Origin of the sequence: Streptococcus wuxiensis (assembly GCF_040888245.1) — a bacterium.
Lineage (GTDB): Bacteria > Bacillota > Bacilli > Lactobacillales > Streptococcaceae > Streptococcus > Streptococcus wuxiensis.
In genome coordinates this window covers 108,606-130,137 of record NZ_JBFNFE010000003.1, presented here as the reverse complement: position 1 = coordinate 130,137, position 21,532 = coordinate 108,606, and the positions used below count along the sequence as shown (strand labels likewise).

At 40.5% G+C, this 21,532-nt stretch carries 25 protein-coding genes; 16 read left to right on the top strand and 9 right to left on the bottom strand.

Annotated elements, in window-relative coordinates:
- Nucleotides 1-72: 72 nt before the first annotated feature.
- From fabT to AB2B47_RS05025, 13 genes are all read left to right on the top strand, one after another.
- Nucleotides 73-507: a fatty acid biosynthesis transcriptional regulator FabT gene (gene fabT, locus AB2B47_RS05085; RefSeq protein ID WP_004251873.1), complete on the top strand. Its 435-nt coding sequence runs from the start codon at nucleotides 73-75 to the stop codon at nucleotides 505-507.
- Nucleotides 507-1,481, top strand: coding sequence for a beta-ketoacyl-ACP synthase III (locus AB2B47_RS05080; RefSeq protein ID WP_006151802.1), 975 nt, complete (start codon nucleotides 507-509; stop codon nucleotides 1,479-1,481). Before fabT ends, AB2B47_RS05080 begins: the two co-directional genes overlap by 1 nt.
- A 58-nt stretch (nucleotides 1,482-1,539) precedes the next feature.
- Nucleotides 1,540-1,764: an acyl carrier protein gene (locus AB2B47_RS05075; RefSeq protein ID WP_000257840.1), complete on the top strand. Its 225-nt coding sequence runs from the start codon at nucleotides 1,540-1,542 to the stop codon at nucleotides 1,762-1,764.
- A 116-nt stretch (nucleotides 1,765-1,880) separates the two neighbouring features.
- Complete coding sequence (gene fabK / locus AB2B47_RS05070; protein WP_006152294.1) at nucleotides 1,881-2,855, top strand: enoyl-[acyl-carrier-protein] reductase FabK; 975 nt, start codon at nucleotides 1,881-1,883, stop codon at nucleotides 2,853-2,855.
- Nucleotides 2,848-3,768, top strand: coding sequence for an ACP S-malonyltransferase (fabD, locus tag AB2B47_RS05065; protein ID WP_006152016.1), 921 nt, complete (start codon nucleotides 2,848-2,850; stop codon nucleotides 3,766-3,768). The genes fabK and fabD overlap by 8 nt, the downstream gene beginning before the upstream one ends.
- 32 nt (nucleotides 3,769-3,800) lie before the next feature.
- Nucleotides 3,801-4,535 (top strand): 3-oxoacyl-[acyl-carrier-protein] reductase, encoded by a 735-nt coding sequence (gene fabG, locus AB2B47_RS05060; RefSeq protein ID WP_006151891.1) that lies wholly within the window; start codon nucleotides 3,801-3,803, stop codon nucleotides 4,533-4,535.
- A gap of 22 nt (nucleotides 4,536-4,557) precedes the next feature.
- A complete protein-coding gene (gene fabF / locus AB2B47_RS05055; RefSeq protein WP_320693772.1) occupies nucleotides 4,558-5,793 on the top strand; it encodes a beta-ketoacyl-ACP synthase II in 1,236 nt (411 codons plus the stop codon).
- Nucleotides 5,794-5,795: 2 nt separating this feature from the next.
- Entirely contained in the window at nucleotides 5,796-6,275 is a 480-nt protein-coding gene (gene accB / locus AB2B47_RS05050; RefSeq protein WP_006152160.1) for an acetyl-CoA carboxylase biotin carboxyl carrier protein, read from the top strand.
- A complete protein-coding gene (gene fabZ / locus AB2B47_RS05045) occupies nucleotides 6,272-6,694 on the top strand; it encodes a 3-hydroxyacyl-ACP dehydratase FabZ (RefSeq protein WP_006151514.1) in 423 nt (140 codons plus the stop codon). Before accB ends, fabZ begins: the two co-directional genes overlap by 4 nt.
- Nucleotides 6,695-6,705: 11 nt before the next feature.
- Nucleotides 6,706-8,073 (top strand): acetyl-CoA carboxylase biotin carboxylase subunit, encoded by a 1,368-nt coding sequence (accC, locus tag AB2B47_RS05040; RefSeq protein ID WP_000488670.1) that lies wholly within the window; start codon nucleotides 6,706-6,708, stop codon nucleotides 8,071-8,073.
- A gap of 34 nt (nucleotides 8,074-8,107) precedes the next feature.
- Nucleotides 8,108-8,971 (top strand): acetyl-CoA carboxylase, carboxyltransferase subunit beta, encoded by an 864-nt coding sequence (accD, locus tag AB2B47_RS05035; protein ID WP_006151790.1) that lies wholly within the window; start codon nucleotides 8,108-8,110, stop codon nucleotides 8,969-8,971.
- A complete protein-coding gene (locus AB2B47_RS05030; RefSeq protein WP_004251895.1) occupies nucleotides 8,971-9,738 on the top strand; it encodes an acetyl-CoA carboxylase carboxyl transferase subunit alpha in 768 nt (255 codons plus the stop codon). Before accD ends, AB2B47_RS05030 begins: the two co-directional genes overlap by 1 nt.
- Before the next feature lie 153 nt (nucleotides 9,739-9,891).
- Complete coding sequence (locus tag AB2B47_RS05025; RefSeq protein ID WP_006152011.1) at nucleotides 9,892-10,617, top strand: CPBP family intramembrane glutamic endopeptidase; 726 nt, start codon at nucleotides 9,892-9,894, stop codon at nucleotides 10,615-10,617.
- Nucleotides 10,618-10,672: 55 nt separating this feature from the next.
- Here AB2B47_RS05025 and nusB read toward each other — a convergent pair whose 3' ends face one another.
- The 9 genes from nusB to gatC form a co-directional block, all read right to left on the bottom strand.
- The gene (nusB, locus tag AB2B47_RS05020) at nucleotides 10,673-11,095 is read right to left on the bottom strand and encodes a transcription antitermination factor NusB (RefSeq protein ID WP_006152273.1); all 423 of its coding nucleotides are present in this window, start codon (nucleotides 11,093-11,095) and stop codon (nucleotides 10,673-10,675) included.
- Entirely contained in the window at nucleotides 11,088-11,477 is a 390-nt protein-coding gene (locus tag AB2B47_RS05015) for an Asp23/Gls24 family envelope stress response protein (RefSeq protein WP_006152170.1), read from the bottom strand. The genes nusB and AB2B47_RS05015 overlap by 8 nt, the downstream gene beginning before the upstream one ends.
- 21 nt (nucleotides 11,478-11,498) lie before the next feature.
- Nucleotides 11,499-12,059: an elongation factor P gene (efp, locus tag AB2B47_RS05010; protein WP_004251910.1), complete on the bottom strand. Its 561-nt coding sequence runs from the start codon at nucleotides 12,057-12,059 to the stop codon at nucleotides 11,499-11,501.
- An 80-nt stretch (nucleotides 12,060-12,139) separates the two neighbouring features.
- Nucleotides 12,140-13,291: an SPFH domain-containing protein gene (locus AB2B47_RS05005; protein WP_320693771.1), complete on the bottom strand. Its 1,152-nt coding sequence runs from the start codon at nucleotides 13,289-13,291 to the stop codon at nucleotides 12,140-12,142.
- A 9-nt stretch (nucleotides 13,292-13,300) separates the two neighbouring features.
- On the bottom strand, nucleotides 13,301-14,269 hold the full coding sequence (locus AB2B47_RS05000; RefSeq protein WP_320693770.1) for a zinc-ribbon domain-containing transport protein: 969 nt from the start codon (nucleotides 14,267-14,269) through the stop codon (nucleotides 13,301-13,303).
- A 50-nt stretch (nucleotides 14,270-14,319) separates the two neighbouring features.
- Nucleotides 14,320-14,712: a hypothetical protein gene (locus tag AB2B47_RS04995; protein ID WP_320693769.1), complete on the bottom strand. Its 393-nt coding sequence runs from the start codon at nucleotides 14,710-14,712 to the stop codon at nucleotides 14,320-14,322.
- A gap of 53 nt (nucleotides 14,713-14,765) precedes the next feature.
- Nucleotides 14,766-16,211 carry an Asp-tRNA(Asn)/Glu-tRNA(Gln) amidotransferase subunit GatB gene (gene gatB, locus AB2B47_RS04990; protein ID WP_320693768.1) on the bottom strand — a complete coding sequence of 482 codons (1,446 nt, stop codon included), beginning with the start codon at nucleotides 16,209-16,211 and terminating at the stop codon, nucleotides 14,766-14,768.
- Nucleotides 16,211-17,677, bottom strand: coding sequence for an Asp-tRNA(Asn)/Glu-tRNA(Gln) amidotransferase subunit GatA (gene gatA / locus AB2B47_RS04985; RefSeq protein WP_320693767.1), 1,467 nt, complete (start codon nucleotides 17,675-17,677; stop codon nucleotides 16,211-16,213). The genes gatB and gatA overlap by 1 nt, the downstream gene beginning before the upstream one ends.
- A complete protein-coding gene (gatC, locus tag AB2B47_RS04980) occupies nucleotides 17,677-17,979 on the bottom strand; it encodes an Asp-tRNA(Asn)/Glu-tRNA(Gln) amidotransferase subunit GatC (protein WP_320693766.1) in 303 nt (100 codons plus the stop codon). Before gatC ends, gatA begins: the two co-directional genes overlap by 1 nt.
- 212 nt (nucleotides 17,980-18,191) lie before the next feature.
- Between gatC and AB2B47_RS04975 the strand changes: the two genes are divergently transcribed.
- The 3 genes from AB2B47_RS04975 (at nucleotide 18,192) to AB2B47_RS04965 (ending at nucleotide 21,347) form a co-directional block, all read left to right on the top strand.
- On the top strand, nucleotides 18,192-18,866 hold the full coding sequence (locus AB2B47_RS04975) for a YwaF family protein (RefSeq protein WP_320693765.1): 675 nt from the start codon (nucleotides 18,192-18,194) through the stop codon (nucleotides 18,864-18,866).
- Between the two features lie 34 nt (nucleotides 18,867-18,900).
- On the top strand, nucleotides 18,901-19,593 hold the full coding sequence (locus AB2B47_RS04970) for a YwaF family protein (protein WP_320693764.1): 693 nt from the start codon (nucleotides 18,901-18,903) through the stop codon (nucleotides 19,591-19,593).
- A 209-nt stretch (nucleotides 19,594-19,802) separates the two neighbouring features.
- A complete protein-coding gene (locus AB2B47_RS04965; protein WP_320693763.1) occupies nucleotides 19,803-21,347 on the top strand; it encodes a peptide chain release factor 3 in 1,545 nt (514 codons plus the stop codon).
- The last annotated feature ends 185 nt before the right edge of the window (nucleotides 21,348-21,532 follow it).

The window sequence follows — 21,532 nt, the reverse complement described above, 5'->3', positions numbered from 1 at the left end:
TTGAAGTTTGATATACTTTTCTTGTCAAATGTTTTGATTATTAAACTTTTTTTGATAAAGGAGGGAAGAGAAATGGACTACCAACAAGTCAATGATTATTTAACATCAATTTTTAACAACGTCCTAGTGATCGAGGAAGTAAGTTTGCGAGGTAGTCGTTTCAAAGACATCTCTATCAAAGAAATGCACACGATTGATGTTATCGGTAAGTATCCAGAAGTGACTCCGAGTCAAGTTTCCAAAGAGTTGATGGTAACTCTAGGGACTGTGACAACGAGTTTAAACAATTTGGAGAGAAAAGGATACATCGAACGTATCCGTTCAGATCAAGATCGTCGTGTAGTACATCTGCATTTGACAAAGAAAGGTCGTCTCGTTCACCGTCTTCATAAACGTTTCCATAAGGCCATGGTCGAAAGAATTATCGAGGGCATGAGTCCTGAAGAGATTGAAGTTATGGGAAAAGGGTTAACTAATCTTTATCACTTTTTGGAGGATTTGAAGTAATGGCTTTTGCAAAAATAAGCCAGGTCGCTCATTATGCTCCAGAGCAGATTATCACTAACGAAGACTTGGCTCAGGTCATGGATACGAGTGATGAATGGATTTCAAGTCGGACAGGGATTAAAGAACGCCATATTTCTAAGACAGAATCAACAGGAGATTTGGCTACAGAGGTTGCAAAACAACTTCTAGAGAAGGCAGGGATTTCTGCTGAAGAGCTAGATTTCATCATTATAGCGACTATGACACCTGACTCAATGATGCCCTCAACCGCAGCTCGTGTTCAGGCAAAGATTGGCGCTCATAAGGCTTTTGCCTATGATTTAACAGCTGCTTGTAGTGGGTTTGTTTTTGCCCTATCGACTGCAGAAAAGTTCATTTCTTCAGGAACATATCGTAAGGGGTTGGTTATCGGTAGTGAGACCATGTCAAAATCTTTGGATTGGTCTGACCGCTCAACAGCTGTCTTGTTCGGAGATGGAGCTGGTGGTGTACTACTTGAGGCAAGTGACCAAAAACATTTCTTAGCTGAAAGTCTCAATAGCGATGGTTCTCGTGGTGAGTGTCTCACTTATGGACAGACAGGATTGATTTCACCATTTTCGATTCAAGAAGAACCAGATGTTTTCTTGAAAATGGATGGGAGAGCAGTTTTTGACTTTGCAATTCGAGACGTGGCTAAATCTATTAAACAGACCATCGAAAAAAGTCCAATATCAGCAGATGAACTCGATTATCTCTTGCTTCATCAAGCGAATATTCGAATTTTAGATAAGATGGCTAAAAAAATCGGTGTCGATCGTGACAAGCTTCCTGCTAATATGATGAAGTATGGAAATACTAGTGCGGCAAGTATCCCGATTTTACTTTCTGAGTGTGTAGAAGAAGGACTCATCCATTTGGATGGTAGCCAAAAAATTCTCTTGTCAGGTTTCGGTGGAGGTTTGACATGGGGCACACTTATTGTTACAATTTAGGTAATCATGTGGTGATCACATTGTTATAAAAAAACTATTTATTTTAAAGGAGTCTATCATGGCAGTATTTGAAAAAGTACAAGAAATTATCGTTGAAGAACTCGGAAAAGATGCATCAGAAGTAACACTTGAATCTACTTTTGATGATTTGGATGCAGATTCATTGGACTTGTTCCAAGTAATCTCAGAAATTGAAGACGCTTTTGATATCCAAATCGAAGCTGAAGACAACTTGAAAACAGTTGGCGACTTGGTTGCTTACGTTGAAGAGCAAACTAAATAATTAGAATAAATAAAGAAGGAGTAGGGGAGACCCGCTCCCTCTTGTTTAGGTAATAGTTTGACCGTCAAATTATAATAAAGTCGAACTATTACGTAAGCAAGACTTATGGAGGCAATATGAAAACACGTATCACTGAACTATTAAATATTAAATATCCTATCTTCCAAGGTGGAATGGCCTGGGTAGCAGATGGCGATTTGGCTGGAGCTGTTTCAAAAGCTGGTGGTCTCGGTATCATTGGTGGAGGAAACGCACCTAAGGAAGTGGTTAAAGCCAACATCGATAAGATTAAATCTTTAACAGACAAGCCTTTTGGTGTCAATATCATGCTCTTGTCTCCATTTGTTGATGATATTGTTGACCTTGTGATTGAAGAAGGGGTTAAGGTAGTCACAACTGGCGCAGGAAATCCAAGTAAATATATGGAGCGATTTCATGAAGCAGGAATCACCGTTATTCCTGTAGTCCCAAGTGTAGCTTTGGCTAAACGCATGGAAAAAATCGGTGCAGATGCCGTCATTGCTGAAGGTATGGAAGCCGGCGGACATATTGGTAAATTAACAACTATGACCTTGGTTCGCCAAGTTGCGGCGGCTGTTTCAATTCCTGTAATCGCTGCAGGTGGTATTGCAGACGGTGAGGGAGCTGCTGCTGGATTTATGCTTGGTGCGGAAGCTGTGCAAGTAGGAACTCGTTTTGTAGTTGCTAAAGAATCAAATGCTCATCCAAACTACAAAGCTAAGATTTTAAAAGCTCGTGATATTGATACAACGATTTCAGCACAACATTTTGGACACGCAGTTCGTGCCATCAAAAACCAATTGACTCGTGATTTCGAGCAAGCTGAAAAAGATGCCTTTAAACAAGAAAATCCAGACTTAGAAATCTTTGAACAAATGGGAGTTGGAGCCTTAGCTAAGGCTGTTGTCCATGGTGATGTGGATGGTGGTTCAGTGATGGCTGGTCAGATTGCAGGTCTGGTTTCGAAAGAAGAAACTGTTGAAGAAATCTTAAAAGATATTTACTACGGTGCAGCTAAGAAAATACAGGAAGAAGCCGCTCGTTGGGCAGGAGTTACAAGAAATGACTAAAACAGCCTTTCTATTTGCAGGTCAAGGAGCCCAGTACCTTGGAATGGGACGTGAGCTATACGACCAATATGCTATCGTCAAGGAAACAATCGATCAAGCTAGCCAGGTCTTAGGATATGATCTTCGTGACTTGATTGATAACGATGAAACGAAGCTAAATCAGACTCGTTACACACAACCAGCTATTTTGGCTACATCCGTTGCCATTTACCGACTACTAAAGGAGAAGGTTTACCAACCAGATATGGTGGCAGGTCTGTCTCTTGGAGAATATTCAGCCCTTGTAGCTAGTGGCGCTTTGAATTTTGAAGATGCAGTGGCACTAGTTGCTAAACGTGGAGCTTATATGGAAGAAGCGGCACCTGCTGGGTCTGGTAAAATGGTAGCCGTACTCAATACTCCAGTTGAAGTTATTGAACAAGCTTGTAAAGAAGCTTCTCAACTTGGTGTTGTGACTCCAGCTAACTACAATACCCCCAGTCAAATTGTTATTGGTGGAGAGGTAGTGGCGGTAGATCGTGCAGTCGAACTCTTGCAAGAAGCAGGAGCAAAGCGTTTGATTCCGCTAAATGTTTCTGGACCTTTCCATACAGGCTTATTGGAATCTGCTAGTCAAAAATTAGCTCAAGCTCTAGAAGATGTTGAGTTTAATGACTTTGCTTGTCCACTTGTTGGTAATACAGAAGCAAAGGTCATGGAAAAAGAACGAATTGCAGAACTCTTGACTCGTCAAGTTAAGGAACCTGTTCGTTTTTATGAGAGCATTGCAGTCATGCAAGAAGCGGGAGTCACTCGTTTTATCGAGATTGGCCCTGGAAAAGTCTTGTCAGGATTCGTCAAAAAGATTGATAAAACTGCTCAACTTGCTAATGTGGAAGATCAAGCAAGTTTGCTAGCACTCTTAGAAAATTAGACCAAAATAGTAGAAGTTCTGAAAGGAGAAAAATGAAACTAGAACAGAAAAATGTCTTTATTACAGGCTCAAGTCGAGGAATTGGTCTCGCCATTGCTCATAAATTTGCCAGCTTGGGAGCCAACGTTGTCTTGAATAGTCGTGGTGAAATCTCCGAGGAGCTTCTAGACGATTTTAAACCTTACGGGGTGAAGGTTCTTGCTATTTCTGGTGACGTCTCAGACTTCACAGATGCAAAACGTATGGTAGACCAAGCCATTGAAGAGCTAGGCTCAGTTGACGTCCTAGTGAATAACGCTGGGATTACTCAAGACACTCTCATGCTGAAGATGACAGAAGAAGATTTTGAGAAGGTCTTGAAAGTCAATCTAACGGGAGCCTTCAACATGACGCAAGCAGTCTTGAAACAGATGATAAAAGCACGTGAAGGTGCCATTATCAATATGTCTAGTGTCGTTGGTTTGATGGGAAATATCGGTCAAGCAAACTACGCTGCTTCTAAGGCTGGTCTAATTGGATTTACCAAATCAGTAGCACGTGAGGTGGCTAATCGTAATGTGCGTGTCAATGCCATTGCACCAGGAATGATCGAATCAGATATGACTGCAGTCCTATCTGATAAGGTAAAAGATGCCATGCTAGCACAAATTCCGATGAAACAATTTGGCCAAGCTGAGCAAGTGGCAGAGGTCACAGCCTTTCTTGCAAGCCAAGATTATCTAACGGGACAAGTCATTGCAATTGATGGTGGACTTACCATGCAATAAGAGTTAAAATAGAGGTATGAAAATGAAACTAAATCGTGTAGTAGTAACAGGTTATGGATTAACATCTCCAATTGGGAATACGCCAGAAGAATTTTGGAACAGTTTAAAGAATGGAAAGATTGGGATTGGTGAAATCACCAAGTTTGATCACAGTGCTTTTGACGTCCATAATGCAGCAGAGATTAATGATTTTCCTTTTGACAAATATTTTGTAAAAAAAGATACCAATCGTTTCGATGATTATTCTTTGTATGCCTTGTATGCTGCTCAAGAAGCAGTTGACCATGCTAATCTTGACGTAGAAGCACTTGATAAAGACCGCTTTGGTGTCATCGTTGCATCAGGTATCGGTGGAATCAGAGAAATCGAAGACCAAGTCCTTCGACTTCACGAAAAAGGACCAAAACGTGTTAAACCATTAACACTTCCAAAAGCCTTGCCAAATATGGCTGCAGGAAATGTAGCTATGCGCTTTGGTGCTAATGGTATCTGTAAATCTATCAACACAGCTTGCGCTTCATCAAATGATGCTATCGGAGATGCCTTCCGTTCTATCAAATTTGGTTTCCAAGATATCATGTTGGTTGGTGGATCAGAATCTTCAATTACTCCATTTGCGATCGCTGGTTTCCAAGCCTTAACAGCTCTTTCAACAACAGAGGATCCAACTCGTGCTTCTATTCCATTTGACAAAGACCGTAATGGATTTGTCATGGGTGAAGGTTCAGGGATGTTAGTCCTTGAAAGTTTAGAGCATGCTGAAAAACGCGGAGCAACTATCCTAGCGGAAGTTGTTGGTTATGGGAACACTTGTGATGCCTACCATATGACTTCACCACATCCAGAAGGCCAAGGTGCTATTAAAGCTATCAAACTTGCTTTGGAGGAAGCTGAAATCACACCAGACCAAGTAGCTTATGTCAATGCTCACGGTACATCAACTCCTGCTAATGAAAAGGGAGAGAGTGGTGCTATCGTAGCAGTTCTTGGTAAGGAAGTACCTGTATCTTCAACCAAGTCATTTACAGGCCACTTGCTCGGTGCAGCAGGTGCAGTTGAAGCTATTGCAACAATTGAAGCAATCCGTAACAACTATGTACCGATGACAGCTGGAACTACAGAATTGTCAGACTACATTGAAGCAAACGTTATTTATGGACAAGGCTTGGAACATGAAATTCCTTATGCTATCTCAAATACTTTTGGATTTGGTGGACATAATGCAGTTCTTGCTTTCAAACGTTGGGAGAATAAGTAAAAATGAATTTAAATGAAATCAAAGACTTGATGGCACAATTTGACCAATCAAGCTTGAAAGAATTTTCTTATAAAAATGGAACGGACGAGTTGGTCTTCAGTAAGAATGAAGCGAAACTTGTGGCAGAAACAAGTCCAGCACCTCAACCTGTAGTTCCAGCAGCTGTACCTACAGTTGCACCACAAGCTCAAACTGCACCAGCTGTAGAAGCAGTTTCAGAAACAAGCGCTACTGAATCTGTAGCGGAGGGGGACCTTGTAGAAAGTCCACTTGTCGGAGTTGCTTACTTAGCTGCCGGACCAGACAAACCTAATTTTGTTTCAGTCGGTGATACTGTTAAAAAAGGCCAAACCTTGGTCATCATTGAAGCTATGAAGGTTATGAACGAAATTCCAGCACCTAAAGACGGTGTCGTAACAGAAATTCTTGTTGAAAATGAAGAAATGGTTGAGTTTGGGAAAGGCTTGGTACGTATCAAATGATTGATATTCAAGGAATTAAAGAAGCTTTGCCACACCGTTATCCCATGCTCTTAGTAGATCGTGTCTTAGAAGTTAGTGAAGATACAATTGTTGCTATTAAAAATGTAACAATTAATGAACCTTTCTTCAACGGCCATTTTCCTCAATACCCAGTTATGCCTGGAGTCCTCATTATGGAAGCCTTGGCACAAACAGCAGGTGTTTTGGAATTGTCTAAACCAGAAAACAAAGGGAAGCTTGTCTTCTATGCTGGTATGGATAAGGTTAAGTTTAAGAAACAAGTTGTTCCTGGTGATCAGCTTGTCATGACAGCAACTTTTGTCAAACGTCGTAGCACAATTGCAGTAGTAGAAGCGAAGGCAGAAGTAGATGGTAAGCTTGCAGCAAGCGGTACTCTGACCTTTGCTATTGGAAACTAGGGAGGTTTTCCATGTTTCGTAAGATTTTAATTGCCAATCGTGGTGAAATTGCTGTTCGTATTATTCGTGCGGCACGAGAGTTAGGAATCGCAACAGTCGCTGTCTATTCGACTGCTGACAAGGAAGCTCTCCACACGCTTTTGGCTGATGAGGCTATCTGTATCGGCCCTGGGAAGGCTACAGAATCTTATCTGAACATCAATGCCATCCTATCAGCTGCGGTCTTGACTGAAGCTGAAGCTATTCACCCTGGATTTGGTTTTTTAAGTGAAAATTCCAAATTTGCAACTATGTGTGAAGAAGTCGGTATCAAATTTATCGGGCCATCAGCTCGAGTAATGGATGTCATGGGAGATAAAATTAACGCCCGTGCTCAAATGATTAAGGCTAATGTGCCTGTCATTCCAGGATCAGATGGAGAAGTCCATACTGCAGAAGAAGCGCTTGCTGTTGCCGAAAAAATTGGTTATCCAGTTATGCTGAAAGCTTCAGCTGGAGGTGGTGGTAAAGGAATTCGTAAGGTTGAAAAGGCAGAAGACCTTGTATCAGCCTTTGAAACAGCCTCTAGTGAAGCTAAAGCAAACTTTGGTAACGGGGCTATGTACCTCGAGCGTGTGATTTATCCTGCTCGCCACATTGAGGTACAGATTCTTGCTGACCAGATGGGACATGTGATTCACCTAGGTGAGCGTGACTGTTCGCTTCAACGGAACAATCAAAAGGTTTTAGAAGAAAGTCCTTCGATTGCTATCGGGAAAACACTGCGTAATGAAATTGGTGCTGCAGCAGTCCGTGCAGCGGAGTCTGTTGGTTATGAAAATGCGGGGACCATCGAATTTCTACTAGATGAAGCAACTGGGAAATTCTACTTTATGGAGATGAATACTCGTGTCCAAGTAGAACATCCAGTAACCGAATTTGTTTCTGGTGTGGATATTGTCAAGGAACAAATCCGTATTGCGTCAGGTCAACCTTTGACTCTGAAACAAGAAGACATTGTTCTAAAAGGACATGCTATTGAGTGCCGTATCAACGCAGAAAACCCAGCCTTTAATTTTGCACCGAGCCCTGGTAAGATTACCAATCTTTATCTACCAAGCGGTGGTGTTGGCTTGCGTGTTGACTCTGCAGTTTATCCGGGGTATACCATTCCACCATACTATGATAGTATGATTGCTAAAATTATTGTTCATGGTGAAAATCGTTTTGATGCACTCATGAAAATGCAAAGAGCTCTTTATGAACTCGAAATTGAAGGGGTGGTCACCAATGCTGATTTTCAACTCGATTTGATTTCAGATCGTCGGGTGATAGCAGGGGACTACGATACTTCATTCTTGATGGAAACTTTCTTACCACACTATCAAGAAAAAGAATAATGTAAAAAGAATATGAGACTGAAAAGGGGGATGTATGGCTCTATTTAGTAAAAAAGATAAATATATACGAATTAATCCCAATCGTTCACTTAGAGAAAAGCCCCAAGCCAAGCCTGAGGTTCCAGACGAACTCTTCTCAAAATGTCCAGGTTGTAAACATACCATTTACCAAAAGGATTTGGGGAGTGACCGTATTTGTCCTCACTGTGGCTATACCTTCCGTATTTCAGCTCAAGAGCGTCTTGTTTTAACCATTGATATGGGAAGCTTCCTAGAGATGTTTACAGGAATTGAGACACAAGATCCATTGGAATTTCCAGGCTACCAGAAAAAATTAGCCTCTATGCGTGAAAAAACAGGTCTTGATGAGGCTGTTGTTACAGGAACTGCTTTGATTAAGGGTGAAAAAGTTGCTCTTGGAATCATGGATTCTAACTTTATCATGGCGTCTATGGGAACAGTAGTTGGTGAAAAAATCACTCGTTTGTTTGAATATGCGACAGCTGAAAAATTACCAGTCGTCTTGTTTACAGCATCTGGTGGAGCACGTATGCAAGAAGGAATCATGAGTTTGATGCAGATGGCTAAAATCTCTGCAGCAGTCAAACGTCATTCCAATGCAGGTCTCTTTTACCTAACAATCCTTACTGATCCAACAACTGGTGGTGTTACAGCTTCCTTTGCTATGGAAGGGGATATTATTTTGGCAGAGCCTCAAAGTTTGGTAGGATTTGCTGGACGTCGTGTCATTGAAAATACCGTAAGGGAAGATTTGCCAGAGGATTTCCAGAAGGCAGAGTTTTTGTTAGAACATGGATTTGTGGATGCGATTGTTAAACGGAGAGAATTGCCAGATATGATTGCTCGATTAGTAAGGTTACATAAGGGGGATTGTTGATGAATATTGCAAAAATCGTCAGAGAAGCACGTGAACAAACCCGCTTAACTGCCTTGGACTTCGCAACAGGAATATTTGATGACTTTGTAGAGCTACATGGTGATCGCTCTTTCCGAGATGATGGTGCTGTTATTGGTGGTATCGGTTGGTTGGGAGACCAAGCAGTAACTGTTGTTGGAATTCAAAAAGGTAAAAGCTTACAGGATAATCTTAACCGTAACTTTGGACAACCTCATCCTGAAGGTTATCGAAAAGCCCTTCGCTTGATGAAGCAGGCTGAAAAATTTGGTCGTCCTGTTGTAACCTTTATCAACACGGCTGGTGCCTATCCTGGTGTCGGAGCAGAGGAGCGTGGTCAAGGTGAAGCTATTGCTCGTAACCTTATGGAGATGAGTGATCTTAAGGTGCCAATTATTGCCATTATTATCGGTGAAGGTGGCTCAGGAGGGGCTTTAGCTCTTGCAGTAGCTGACCGTGTTTGGATGTTAGAAAACTCGATCTATGCAGTTCTCAGTCCTGAAGGCTTTGCGTCTATTCTTTGGAAGGATGGCAGTCGTGCTATGGAAGCTGCAGAGTTGATGAAAATTACTTCTTTCGAATTGCTAGATATGAAAATTGTTGATAAGGTTATCTCTGAGGTAGGTCTATCAAGTAAAGATCTGATCAAGCAAGTCAAAGAACAACTCCGAGCAGAACTTGATGAACTTGGTAAACTGCCACTAGAGCAGCTCATTGAGGAACGTTACCAACGCTTTAGAAAATACTAAAAAGTAAGCTAGGACTAAGATATAGTTCTAGCTTTTTCGATTCTATAAAATACATTTCAGTATGAAAAATTGACTCTTGTAAAAATATCTGTTAATATAACAAGGGATACGTGTGCTATAAAAATAAGTCAACAAAGCTTTTTAGGAGTAAGTATGAAAAAACTAGGTCATTTGGGAATCTATACATTACTGGTATTCCTATCAATTTATCTACTAGATTTCAGTAGTCTTTATCTGGCTAAGATGTTTGTCTGGGGTATGGATGGCTATTCTATTATTGTAGCAGTAGAGCAACTAGCTCTTTTAGGACTATTTATCTATTGGCTTAAAAAGAAAAGAATGCTCTATATTTTTGAAAAAAAGGGCTCGAAGAAATCCAGATTCTTTTACCTTTTAGTTAGTTTAGTGGCTGCTTATTTTGTCCGTCAGTTGTTAAGTGCTTTTTACTTACAGTTTAGTCGCTTCATTAATAACAACTATATCTTTGAAGACCTTCTTTCGGTCCTATCCTTCAGTGAGCAATCTACTATTTTAACGACTTGCTTCTCTTTTATCTCAGTTGTCATTTTGGGCCCTATATTGGAGGAACTAGTTCATAGAGGATATTTTATGAATTCCTTCTTTCCTAAGTCCAAATACTATTTGGATGTCATCTTATCAGCTCTTATATTTGGGCTTAGTCATTTGGTATTGTCCCATCGCGATCCCATCAGCTTGATGGTTTATAGTTTTTCTGGTCTTTTCTTTGCTTTAGTCTACCGTTGGACAAAGAATTTAAAAATCACCATCCTGTGCCATAGTTTTATTAACTTTCTCATTCATGCAGATTTCATCTGGTTATTTCTCTCTAATTTAATCTATGATCGTTTTTTTAGATAGAAATTTGAGGTGACAAATAAAAAAGTGTTTGATATCTATCAAACACTTCTTATATTTAATTTTCTTCAGTTACAAATTGACTGAGCAGTCCGTTGATGAAACGGGCTGTTTTTTTATCTGAAAAGCTTTTTGCAAGCTCAATAGCTTCATTCACAGCTACGAGTTGAGGAGTATCAAAAGAAGTAATTTCGAAGACTCCTAAACGCAATAGATTCTTTTCTACTAAGGTTAGACGGTCAATCGTCCAACCAGCCTTTAAATGCTGAGTGATTTGTTTATCTAGTTCCTCTTTTTGAGCTTGAACACCAGATACAAGATCGATTAGGAAGCTAGGGAGTTTTACCTCGTCGTCTTCTCGATCATGAGTATAAGCGAAGCGACAAGCAGTTTCAATATCAGAACCATATTCAAGACTCATCAGTGCTTGGAAGGCACATTTTCGTAGTTCGCGTCTAGATTCTAATAATGGACTAGTCATTGAGGAAGTCCTCATCAAACAAATCTGTTAATGCTGGTTTTGGTGTTTTATCTGGTGCAATACCAGCAACGTGAATATTCACAGCATTGAGTTCTACATCAGCCATATTACGAACGGCATCTTTTACAGCTTTTTGAATAGCCATTGCAACCTTAGGAACCTTGACACCATACTCAAGATAGAGATAGATATCAGCTATTAGTTCTTCATCAGATTCTTTTAGATAGACGCCACGGCCGAGTGAAAGTTTTGAAAGGGTGTCAGACACTGATTTGTTTGAAAAAGAGTGGACACCATCAACTTTAGCTGTAGCAATTGCAATGATTTTTTCAAGTACACGTGGGGCGATAACGATTTCGCCTAATTGTTCTTCAATTCCCATAGAATGACCTCTTTCTAGAGATTAGGCACGAGAAACGTAAGTTCCTTCTGCAGTGTTGATAACGAGTTTTTGTCCTGCTTCGATGAAGTCTGGAACGTTAACGACAAGTCCAGTTTCCATTGTAGCTGGTTTACCAGAACCGGTAACAGTTGCACCTTTAATAGATGGTTGAGTTTCAGCAACTGTCAATTCAACAGTTGTAGGTACTGTTACACCGATTACTTCAGTTCCATAAAATTGAATTTTAACTTCAGAATTTTCAAGGATGTAAAGCAATTCATTTTCAACATTTACAACAGGAATTTCGTATTGGTCGTAAGTTTCAGTGTTCATGAAATAAGCTGTATCGTCCATTTTGTACAAGTATTGTGCTGGTACAGTTTCGATAATCGCTTGTTCAAATTTTTCCTCTGGGCGGTAGCTTGTTTCAAAAGTAGAACCAGTGCGGACATCACGCAATTTCATACGCATGATAGTGTTTCCTTTACCTGGTTTGTGGTGGCTAGCTTCCAAAACGCGGATTAATTTTCCGTCAGCTGTTTCAAAGGTCATACCAGCCTTTAATTTACTTGCTTCAATCATGTTTTTACCTCTTTAATAAAATAATTTACTCTTTATTGTATCATAAGTCGTAAGATTTCTCAAATATCAGGGAAGTGAGATTAGTTGACAGGAACGATGTTTCCTTCTTCATCTTTGGTTACTAATACGTACTTGCCATCGACCTCGATATAAAAGTTCTTACTTGTGGCTTGTCCATTGTTTTGAGCTGGAGCTTGTCCATTGTTTTGAACCGGAGCTTGATTCTGAGCTTGTTGGGTGAGTTGGCCACCGAGAGTTTGACCAAGATTCATACCCATAAACATGTTCATACCATTGCCATTACCTTCGTTATTGGCTGCCGCAATGAGAGCTTCGTTACGAGCACGACGTTCTTCAATCTCAATGGTATTATATTTCATAGCAACAAGTTCGCTATCAAGTTTACGAACAATTTCTAGGCTTTCTTGGTCATAGCTGAGGTCTTCAAGCAAGATATTGGTTGCTTCAATACCATAAAGTCCTGTCCAAACCTTATTAACTTCTTGTTTAGCTACTTCATTGAAAGTGTCTTGGTTAGCATTTAGGCTATAGATATCAACTCCGTTTTCATTGGTATACTTAGCGATAGCAATTGCGATTTTTGGAGAGATATTTTGTCGAAGTGTTCCTTGAGCAATATCTTGGATTGTAAATGGTTTATGATCTTCAATTTGTTGGCTGATAGAGCTAACATAGAAAAGAACTGGATCAGCAACCTTGATATCAAATAATCCGTAAAAACGAATGTTGAGCAATTGTTGGTAACGTTCACTGAAATACTCTACAGCATTTTGGGTACCAAATTTATTCCCTGCAATTGGTTGCATACGGATAAAGATGATTTCTTGTCGAGTAATAACTTGTCCACCAAAAGAGAAGCGGTTTTTAAAGTTTTCCCAAGTACCCTTGATTCCACCTTTTTCAAGGAGCCAAGCGTTATCACCTGCACGCCATTCATGGCTTCCAGCTTCAAGTACATCCCCTAGGAAGGTACCGTTATTGACAAGGACAGCAACATATCCTTGAGGGACAATAACAACAGAACCGTCTGTTAAAAGACCAGTATTTTGGTTGCTTTGTCTTGAACCACCGTCAGGATCTTTTGTAAGCAATTGTCCCTTGATGGCCATGACGTCTGAAGAGATGTGGTCTGGAAGTACAACGGCTTCCTTGAATTTGCTATCATTAAAACTATTTAGCCCAGCTGAAAGGGCAGCACGAATAAATCCCATAATTTCCTCCTAATTATAAAGTTCGTCTTCATCCACAACTTCATAGGTATCAAGAACCCATTGATTTGGACTACGTGTGAGTTCAGCTCCGCAATAATCACATTGACTTATAGCTGAGATTCTAAGTGGAGCACCACAGTTTGGACAGTGGTCGCTAACAGCTTCATCTTGAACATTGTTTTCAGTTTGGCTACCATGTTTGCGGATGAAGTTCATTTGATAAACTGTAAATAGATCTTGTTGAGGATCTCCTTCGATAACCTTACGAGTCTTATCTTCGATGACATAGTCTCTCAAAGTAGATGAAAGGATAACCACTAAAGTATCATTTCCATCTGGATTTTCGTAGAAATCTTTGATTCGAACATTTTCAACGTAAACACGTTCCAAAACATTCGTTGTTTGAGATTGGATATAGTCTTCCAGTTGAGCACTGTGTTGAGAATAGAGGCTAGCACTTTCAAGTGAGCGCACCAAATTCCAATCTTTTTTAGTCCAGGCTGCCTGTAATTGGATGTAAACTTCTCTAACCCATGAAGTGAAAGCATCCGCATCAAAGTTTGGATCACCATGGTGTACACGATTAATAGCCAAGGTGTTATTTTCAACTCGACGGTGAAGTGTTGGTTCAACATTGTATCCAGTTGAGTTTCCATATGATTTACCAGATGACGAATTTTGGTCACTCAAATATTTGATGAGCATGAAGAGTAGGAAAGCCCCAACACCAAACATGATAAGAATGTTCATTCCGGTCCCTAGAGAACCTCCTGAACTTGAGTATCTATTGTTAGAATGATAACTGCTTCGTGAAGAAGAACTATTACTAGAACGACTTCGGCTACTGCTACTACTTCGAGAGCTGCTGCGGCTAGAGCTACCACTTCGAGAATGTCCGACACCTGCATCGATGGATTGTAGGGGTGTCACAAAGATAAGAAGCAAGAAGGTAGCGATAAGAGTATATAACTTTTTCATATGTCTCCTAACTATGTGAGTACAAAAATAGTTTTTGGTAAATTTTATGTCTATAAAGAGTTTTTGAGTTTTATAGTTTTATTTTCAATAAACCATCCTATAATCCAACCAAATACGAGTAAATAATTCTCGATAGCACCAATCGCATTAACAGGAGAATGATATTCAATAAAATTTAACAAATGATTTGTTCCTATTCCTATACCACCAATGATGAGGGCAAGAAGGGCAATTCTCAGGTAAAACCAATCGTATTTAATATTAACAGCAAGAATAATAATTAAAACGGCTAGATTCCAAATTCCAATTTCTTTTTGCCATCCTGCAGAAATACCGTAACCAGAATGCTCTCCCATATATGATGGGAGAAAGATTTGTAGAACAGAAGCACCCAACATGGCGACAATAACTAAAATAAATAGTACCCGTAAAAATTTGTTCATTTATTCTCCGTATTCTATTTTTTAGTAGAAAGGGTTATTAACGAAAGTATATTTCACTCACTATCTTTCAACTTAGCCAATTCTTGGGCAAGCAGTTTGAGGGCTACTTGTGGGTTGGCTTGGCCTTTGGTTGCCTTCATGAGGAAGCCGGTGAAGGCCTTGTCAGCGTTTCGTTTTCCTGACTTGAAGTCGGCAACAGCAGCTTCATTATCCGCAAAAACTTGATGGATGATTGGAATCAAAACATCAGGATCTGAAATTTGAACTAAACCAGCTTTTTCAACGTATTCACGAGCACCTCCACCATTTTTAGCTAGGTGGACAAAGACTTTCTTAGCAATCTTAGATGAGATCGTTCCATCTTCGATGATAGCAATCATTTCAACCAAGTTTTCTGGAGTCAATTTGATTTGTTCAAGCGTCTTACCTTCAGCATTCAAGAACTGGGCGACTTCACCTTGGAGCCAGTTAGAGACTTGTTTAGCATCACCACCTAGGGCAACAGCTTTCTCAAAGAAGTCAGAAGTGACTTTATTGGCAGTCAACTGGCTAGCATCGTAGTCTGATAATCCGAGTTGAGAGACATAGCGTGCACGGCGCTCTTTTGGAAACTCTGGTAATTCCGTACGCATTTCTTCGATCCATTCATCAGAGATTTCAAAGAGTGGTAGGTCTGGCTCTGGGAAGTAGCGGTAGTCTGCAGCTCCTTCCTTAACACGCATGAGGATAGTAGCTTTATTAGCTTCGTCATAACGGCGAGTTTCTTGGCGGATTTGACCACCTGAACGAAGGATTTCAGCTTGACGTAGAACTTCGTATTCAAGCCCCTTACGAACATTTGAGAAGGAGTTAAGGTTTTTTAACTCAGTCTTAGTACCGAATTCCTCTTGACCATAAGGGCGAAGGGAGATGTTGGCATCCACACGCATAGAACCTTCTTCCATCTTAACGTCAGAAATACCAGCGTATTGGATAACTTCCTTGAGGGCTGTTAGATAAGCGTAGGCTTCTTCTGGTGAACGCATGTCTGCTTCAGATACGATTTCAATCAAAGGCACCCCTTGACGGTTGAGGTCAACATAAGAGTAACCATCTGTACCATGCGTGTTTTTACCAGCGTCTTCTTCTAGGTGGGCGCGTTCAATCCCAATTTTCTTAGTTGTACCGTCTTCTAGCTCCACTTCAATCCAGCCGTTGTAACCGATTGGCTCATCAAACTGAGAAATTTGGTAGGCTTTAGGATTATCTGGATAGAAGTAGTTCTTACGGTCAAAGTGCATCTTCTTATGGATGTCCATGTTAAGAGCGAGTGCAGCCTTGATACCAGCATCGACAACGCCTTTATTGAGAACTGGTAGTACTCCAGGGAAAGACCAGTCAATCACGTTTGTATTGGCATTTTGGTCATTTCCAAAGTGGGCAGAAGTAGGTGAGAAGATTTTTGAATTGGTGTTGAGCTCTACGTGGACTTCAAGTCCAATGACTGTTTCAAAGTTCATTAGTTATCACCTCCAAAAATCACGGGTTGTTGTTTGTGGTAGTCTGTTGTTGCTTCAAACGCAGCAGCAGCTTGATAAATAGTCTCTTCTGAGTATTTAGGACCAATCAATTGGAGTCCTACTGGTAGACCTTGAACAAATCCAGCAGGAAGCGAAATCCCCGGTAGACCAGCCAAATTGACAGGAATTGTCAAGAGGTCAGCCAAGTACATAGCAACTGGATCGTGGTTGAGTGAATCCAAGTCATAAGCAACACTAGGAGCAGTTGGTCCCAAAATCAAGTCGTAATCCGCAAAGACTTTTTCGAAATCTTGGATGATAAGGGTGCGAACTTGTCCAGCCTTCTTGTAGTAGGCATCATAGTAACCTGATGAAAGGCTGAAAGTACCTAGCATGATACGACGTTTAACTTCTTCACCGAAACCTTGGCTGCGGCTGTTTACATAGATTTCATCAAGATTAGTTGCATCTTCTGCACGGTAGCCGTAACGAATACCATCAAAACGTTGCAAGTTTGATGAAGCTTCAGATGAAGCAATGATGTAGTAAACTGCAACACCGTATTTAGAGTGTGGAAGGCTAACTTCTTCAACGATAGCACCAAGTTTTTCAAAGTGCTTAGCAGCATTCAGAATGGCTTCCTTAACCTCTGGGTCAATCCCTTCACCAAGATATTCTTTAGGCAAAGCAATTTTCATGCCCTTGATGTCTTGACCGATTTTTGAAGTAAAGTCGGCAATGCGGACAGGAGCAGAAGTCGAGTCTTTGACATCTTCGCTGGCAATAGCATTGAGCAAGAGAGCATTTTCTTTAACCGTAGGGGCGAATGGTCCGATTTGGTCTAATGAGCTACCAAAGGCAATAAGACCAAAACGTGAAACTGTTCCGTAGGTTGGTTTGAGACCAACAATCCCGTTAAAGGCAGCAGGTTGGCGGATAGAACCACCAGTATCAGAACCAAGTGATAAACGGACTTGCCCTGAAGCTACAGCTGCAGCAGAACCACTTGATGATCCACCAGGAACCTTGCTATGGTCCCAAGCATTTTTAGTAGCACCGTAGTAAGAAGTCTCACCTGATCCACCCATGGCAAATTCGTCCATGTTGGTTTTCCCAACAACGATCATGCCCTTGGCTTTTGCATTCGCAACAGCTGTGGCATCAAAGATAGGTTCGTAGTTATAGAGCATTTTTGAAGCTGCTGTTGTTAAGAGACCATCTGTAGAAATGTTATCCTTAACTGCGAGCGGAATTCCTGAAAGGACATTGTCAGCATCGATTCCAGCTTCATCAATAGCTTTAGCCTGAGCAAGAGCTTGATCTTCAGCGATTGTAACAAAAGAATTGAGGGCTTCCTCACGAGATTTGATATCTTCAAGCGTTGCTTGAGTTAGTTCAGTTGCTGAAATTTCCTTAGAAACAAGGAGATTATGCAACTCTTCAATGGTTTTATTATTAAAAGTCATTAGGCATCTCCTCCATCATCTAGGATAGCTGGCACCTTGATATAGTAGTTATCTTTTTCAGGTACATTTTTAAATAAGCGGTCACGGTCTGTTCCTTCTTGAGCCACATCAGGTCGGAGAACAGTTTTACGGTCAGCCATAGTTGTAGTAGGTGCGATACCAGTTGTATCGACTTCACTGAGCAATTCGACCATATCAACAATTTTTGAGAGTGTTGTCGCAAATGAAGCAGTTTCTTCTTCTGAGAATTTTAATTTTGAAAGATTGGCAACGTGAGTTACCTCTTCTTGCGTAATTTTCATCGGATATCCTTTCGTGAAATGATGATTCTTTATCTGTTCTATTTTACCATATTTTCCTATAAATAAGGCAAGCCAAGCTAAAAAGAAACAGAAATTGAAAAATACTTTTTATTTCGATATAATGGTTGAAATTAGAAGAAAGAATAACAGTCGTTTTTAGTTGGCAAATAAGATTGATGATTGATCAAATTAAAAAACATTAGGGGTGAAATATGACAATTTGGGAGTTGCTTTTTACCAGTAAGAAGACAGTTCCTCCCCATTTGGGAGCCTGGTACTTTTTATTACCTACTTCTTTGGTAATTATAGCTGTTTTATCGATTCGTTTCGCATCATCTAAAGGTTACAGAAACTTTTGGTATTGGGGACAATTGATTCAGTTGCTCATTATCAACGCTTGGTATATTGCTGCACGCCTGCCCCTATCTGAGGCTCTCCCTTTTTACCATAGTCGCATGGCTATGTGGATAATTCTTTTTGCCCCTAATAAGACCTTTTTTAAACAATATTTTGCCCTGGTTGGAGTTTTTGGTTCTATCATGGCCTTGGTTTATCCAGTCTTTTATCCTTTTCCTTTCCCTCATGTTTCGTCTGTGAACAATGTTTTCGGACATTGGGCCCTCTTGGCTAACTGCTTGATTTATCTTGTTAGATATTATAAAGTTGAAAAAGGGGATACTTGGAAAATATGCCAGATGACTTTTGGAGTCAATGCCATTATCTTTTTTGCCAACTTCTTGACAGGAGGGAATTATGGCTTTATGAGCAAGCCACCTGTGATTGGGGATCATGGTAGTTTGCTTAACTACTTGATAGTGACCAGTTTGATGACAGGTATTCTCATCCTTATCAATCAACTTGTTAAATATAAATATAAGAATAGTTAATATACAACTGAATTCGTTACCTTAAGGAGACTTTATGCATCATTTTATTACAAGAACCCAAACGACGCCACCGCCTATTCCGATTTTTTGGTACGGTGTCATGATAGGCCTTCTTGCCTTGTCTATTTATGCTTCTCTTACTTACTACAAAAACCCCAAATTTGTTCGATTGTTTAAGTGGATTCAAATAGCGCAATTGCTAGCTCTTTATACTTGGTATATAGGTTTTAGCATTCCATTTTCGAACAGCCTGCCTCTTTACCATTGCCGCTTGGCCATGTTTGCAGTAGTTTTCTTGCCAGATAAATGGGAAACCAAACAGTATTTTGCCCTTATGGGAGCTAGTGGAGCAGTATTTGCCTTGGGTTATCCGGTTTTTGATCCATATGACTTTTCGCATATTACTAGTTTTTCATTCCTGATTGGACATTATGCTCTCCTGGTAAATTCCCTGGTTTATCTCATGAATCACTATGATAAGACCTTGCTGAAAAAGTATCGAATTATCGCCTACACTTTTATTCTCAACCTTTTCCTAGTTGGGGTCAATCAAGTAACAGGTGGGAATTACGGACTCTTGAATACGACGCCGTTTATTCCAAATGCCCCTATATGGATAAAGTATCTTCTGGTTTCAATCATTCTATCTGCAGCCCTAGTGCTCTTTGATATCTTGTTTAAGAAACGTTGGCAAAAGAAAATTGCTCTAGAAAAAATTAAATTTTGAAGAGATTGTAACTAGCGATACAAAATAAATAATGAATAAAAGAATCTTATGAGCAGGTCTAGTATCTTGACCTGCTTTTTCTTGTGTAAGCAATTGAAAAACTCTCTAAAATCCGATATAATGGAGTGTTGAAAGGAATGTTAGGGTCCGATGTAATAAAGAGTGATTATAAATTGAAATAATTAAAAAAGTAGAAAGAAAGAGAACTTATGAGTATTCAAGAAGAAATTAAGAAACGCCGTACCTTTGCCATCATCTCTCACCCGGACGCGGGGAAAACAACCATCACTGAGCAATTGCTCTATTTTGGAGGAGAGATTCGTGAGGTAGGTACTGTAAAAGGGAAGAAAACAGGAAACTTTGCAAAATCTGACTGGATGGATATCGAGAAACAACGTGGGATTTCGGTAACCTCATCTGTCATGCAGTTTGACTATGATGGAAAACGGGTAAACATCCTAGACACTCCAGGGCACGAGGACTTTTCAGAAGATACCTATCGGACCTTGATGGCGGTGGATGCTGCGGTCATGGTAGTGGACTCTGCCAAGGGTATCGAGGCCCAAACCAAGAAATTGTTTGAGGTTGTCAAACACCGAGGGATTCCAGTCTTTACCTTTATGAACAAGCTGGACCGTGATGGTCGTGAACCACTAGACCTCTTGCAAGAATTGGAAGAAGTCTTGGGTATTGCAAGTTATCCAATGAACTGGCCAATCGGTATGGGGAAAGCCTTTGAGGGGCTCTATGACCTCTATAACCAACGCTTGGAACTCTATAAAGGTGATGAACGTTTTGCCAGCCTAGAAGATGGCGATAAACTCTTTGCCAGCAACCCATTCTACGAACAAGTGAAAGAGGATATCGAACTCTTGAATGAAGCAGGAAATGAATTCTCAGAGGAAGCCATTCTTGCAGGTGATTTGACACCAGTCTTCTTTGGCTCAGCCTTGACTAATTTTGGGGTGCAGACCTTCCTTGAAACCTTCCTCAAGTTTGCTCCAGAACCTCATGGACACAAGAAAACAGACGGAGAAATTGTTGATCCTTATGACAAGGACTTCTCGGGATTTGTCTTTAAAATCCAAGCCAACATGGACCCTCGACACCGTGACCGCATCGCATTTGTTCGTATTGTATCGGGCGAATTTGAGCGTGGTATGAGTGTCAATCTCCCTCGTACTGGTAAGGGAGCTAAACTTTCTAATGTCACCCAATTTATGGCGGAAAGTCGTGAAAATGTGACCAATGCCGTAGCAGGAGATATCATCGGAGTTTATGATACAGGTACCTACCAGGTTGGAGATACGCTTACTGTTGGGAAAAATAAGTTTGAGTTTGAACCACTGCCAACCTTTACTCCAGAGATTTTCATGAAAGTTTCGCCTAAGAACGTTATGAAACAAAAATCCTTCCACAAGGGAATGGAACAGTTGGTGCAAGAAGGAGCCATCCAGCTTTATAAGAATTACCAAACAGGCGAGTACATGCTAGGTGCTGTTGGACAACTCCAGTTCGAAGTCTTTAAACACCGTATGGAAGGCGAGTATAACGCTGAAGTTGTCATGACTCCAATGGGTAAAAAGACAGTGCGTTGGATTAAACCAGAAGATTTAGATGAACGCATGTCTTCAAGTCGAAACATCTTGGCCAAGGACCGCTTTGACCAACCTGTCTTCCTTTTCGAAAATGACTTTGCCCTCCGCTGGTTTGCGGACAAGTATCCAGATGTGGAGTTGGAAGAGAAGATGTGATTCAGTAAGTCTACTTGATTGCAAAGCAATCTAAGTAGACTACGGCAAGTCCTATAAGACTTGCCTAACTGCCTCACTAACTCATCGGCGAAAAATAATCGTTTTCGCCTCTTCGTGTCGTAATAGTTAGAAAGTAGTCTAGCTACCTGCCTCATTAACTTAGTTTGGAATCACTCAAAGAATAA

Bases quoted from the DNA above. Each gene is read 5' to 3' on its own strand.
- AB2B47_RS05000 (WP_320693770.1), bottom strand. From the start codon at position 14,269: ATGAAAAAGTTATATACTCTTATCGCTACCTTCTTGCTTCTTATCTTT.
- gatB (WP_320693768.1), bottom strand. From the start codon at position 16,211: ATGAACTTTGAAACAGTCATTGGACTTGAAGTCCACGTAGAGCTCAAC.
- efp (WP_004251910.1), bottom strand. From the start codon at position 12,059: ATGATTGAAGCAAGTAAATTAAAGGCTGGTATGACCTTTGAAACAGCT.
- fabZ (WP_006151514.1), top strand. From the start codon at position 6,272: ATGATTGATATTCAAGGAATTAAAGAAGCTTTGCCACACCGTTATCCC.
- gatA (WP_320693767.1), bottom strand. From the start codon at position 17,677: ATGACTTTTAATAATAAAACCATTGAAGAGTTGCATAATCTCCTTGTT.
- fabF (WP_320693772.1), top strand. From the start codon at position 4,558: ATGAAACTAAATCGTGTAGTAGTAACAGGTTATGGATTAACATCTCCA.
- AB2B47_RS05005 (WP_320693771.1), bottom strand. From the start codon at position 13,291: ATGGGATTTATTCGTGCTGCCCTTTCAGCTGGGCTAAATAGTTTTAAT.
- fabD (WP_006152016.1), top strand. From the start codon at position 2,848: ATGACTAAAACAGCCTTTCTATTTGCAGGTCAAGGAGCCCAGTACCTT.
- AB2B47_RS04965 (WP_320693763.1), top strand. From the start codon at position 19,803: ATGAGTATTCAAGAAGAAATTAAGAAACGCCGTACCTTTGCCATCATC.
- AB2B47_RS05025 (WP_006152011.1), top strand. From the start codon at position 9,892: ATGAAAAAACTAGGTCATTTGGGAATCTATACATTACTGGTATTCCTA.
- AB2B47_RS05015 (WP_006152170.1), bottom strand. From the start codon at position 11,477: ATGGGAATTGAAGAACAATTAGGCGAAATCGTTATCGCCCCACGTGTA.
- fabT (WP_004251873.1), top strand. From the start codon at position 73: ATGGACTACCAACAAGTCAATGATTATTTAACATCAATTTTTAACAAC.
- accD (WP_006151790.1), top strand. From the start codon at position 8,108: ATGGCTCTATTTAGTAAAAAAGATAAATATATACGAATTAATCCCAAT.
- AB2B47_RS05075 (WP_000257840.1), top strand. From the start codon at position 1,540: ATGGCAGTATTTGAAAAAGTACAAGAAATTATCGTTGAAGAACTCGGA.
- accB (WP_006152160.1), top strand. From the start codon at position 5,796: ATGAATTTAAATGAAATCAAAGACTTGATGGCACAATTTGACCAATCA.
- AB2B47_RS05030 (WP_004251895.1), top strand. From the start codon at position 8,971: ATGAATATTGCAAAAATCGTCAGAGAAGCACGTGAACAAACCCGCTTA.
- accC (WP_000488670.1), top strand. From the start codon at position 6,706: ATGTTTCGTAAGATTTTAATTGCCAATCGTGGTGAAATTGCTGTTCGT.
- fabG (WP_006151891.1), top strand. From the start codon at position 3,801: ATGAAACTAGAACAGAAAAATGTCTTTATTACAGGCTCAAGTCGAGGA.
- gatC (WP_320693766.1), bottom strand. From the start codon at position 17,979: ATGAAAATTACGCAAGAAGAGGTAACTCACGTTGCCAATCTTTCAAAA.
- fabK (WP_006152294.1), top strand. From the start codon at position 1,881: ATGAAAACACGTATCACTGAACTATTAAATATTAAATATCCTATCTTC.
- AB2B47_RS04995 (WP_320693769.1), bottom strand. From the start codon at position 14,712: ATGAACAAATTTTTACGGGTACTATTTATTTTAGTTATTGTCGCCATG.
- AB2B47_RS04975 (WP_320693765.1), top strand. From the start codon at position 18,192: ATGACAATTTGGGAGTTGCTTTTTACCAGTAAGAAGACAGTTCCTCCC.
- nusB (WP_006152273.1), bottom strand. From the start codon at position 11,095: ATGACTAGTCCATTATTAGAATCTAGACGCGAACTACGAAAATGTGCC.
- AB2B47_RS05080 (WP_006151802.1), top strand. From the start codon at position 507: ATGGCTTTTGCAAAAATAAGCCAGGTCGCTCATTATGCTCCAGAGCAG.
- AB2B47_RS04970 (WP_320693764.1), top strand. From the start codon at position 18,901: ATGCATCATTTTATTACAAGAACCCAAACGACGCCACCGCCTATTCCG.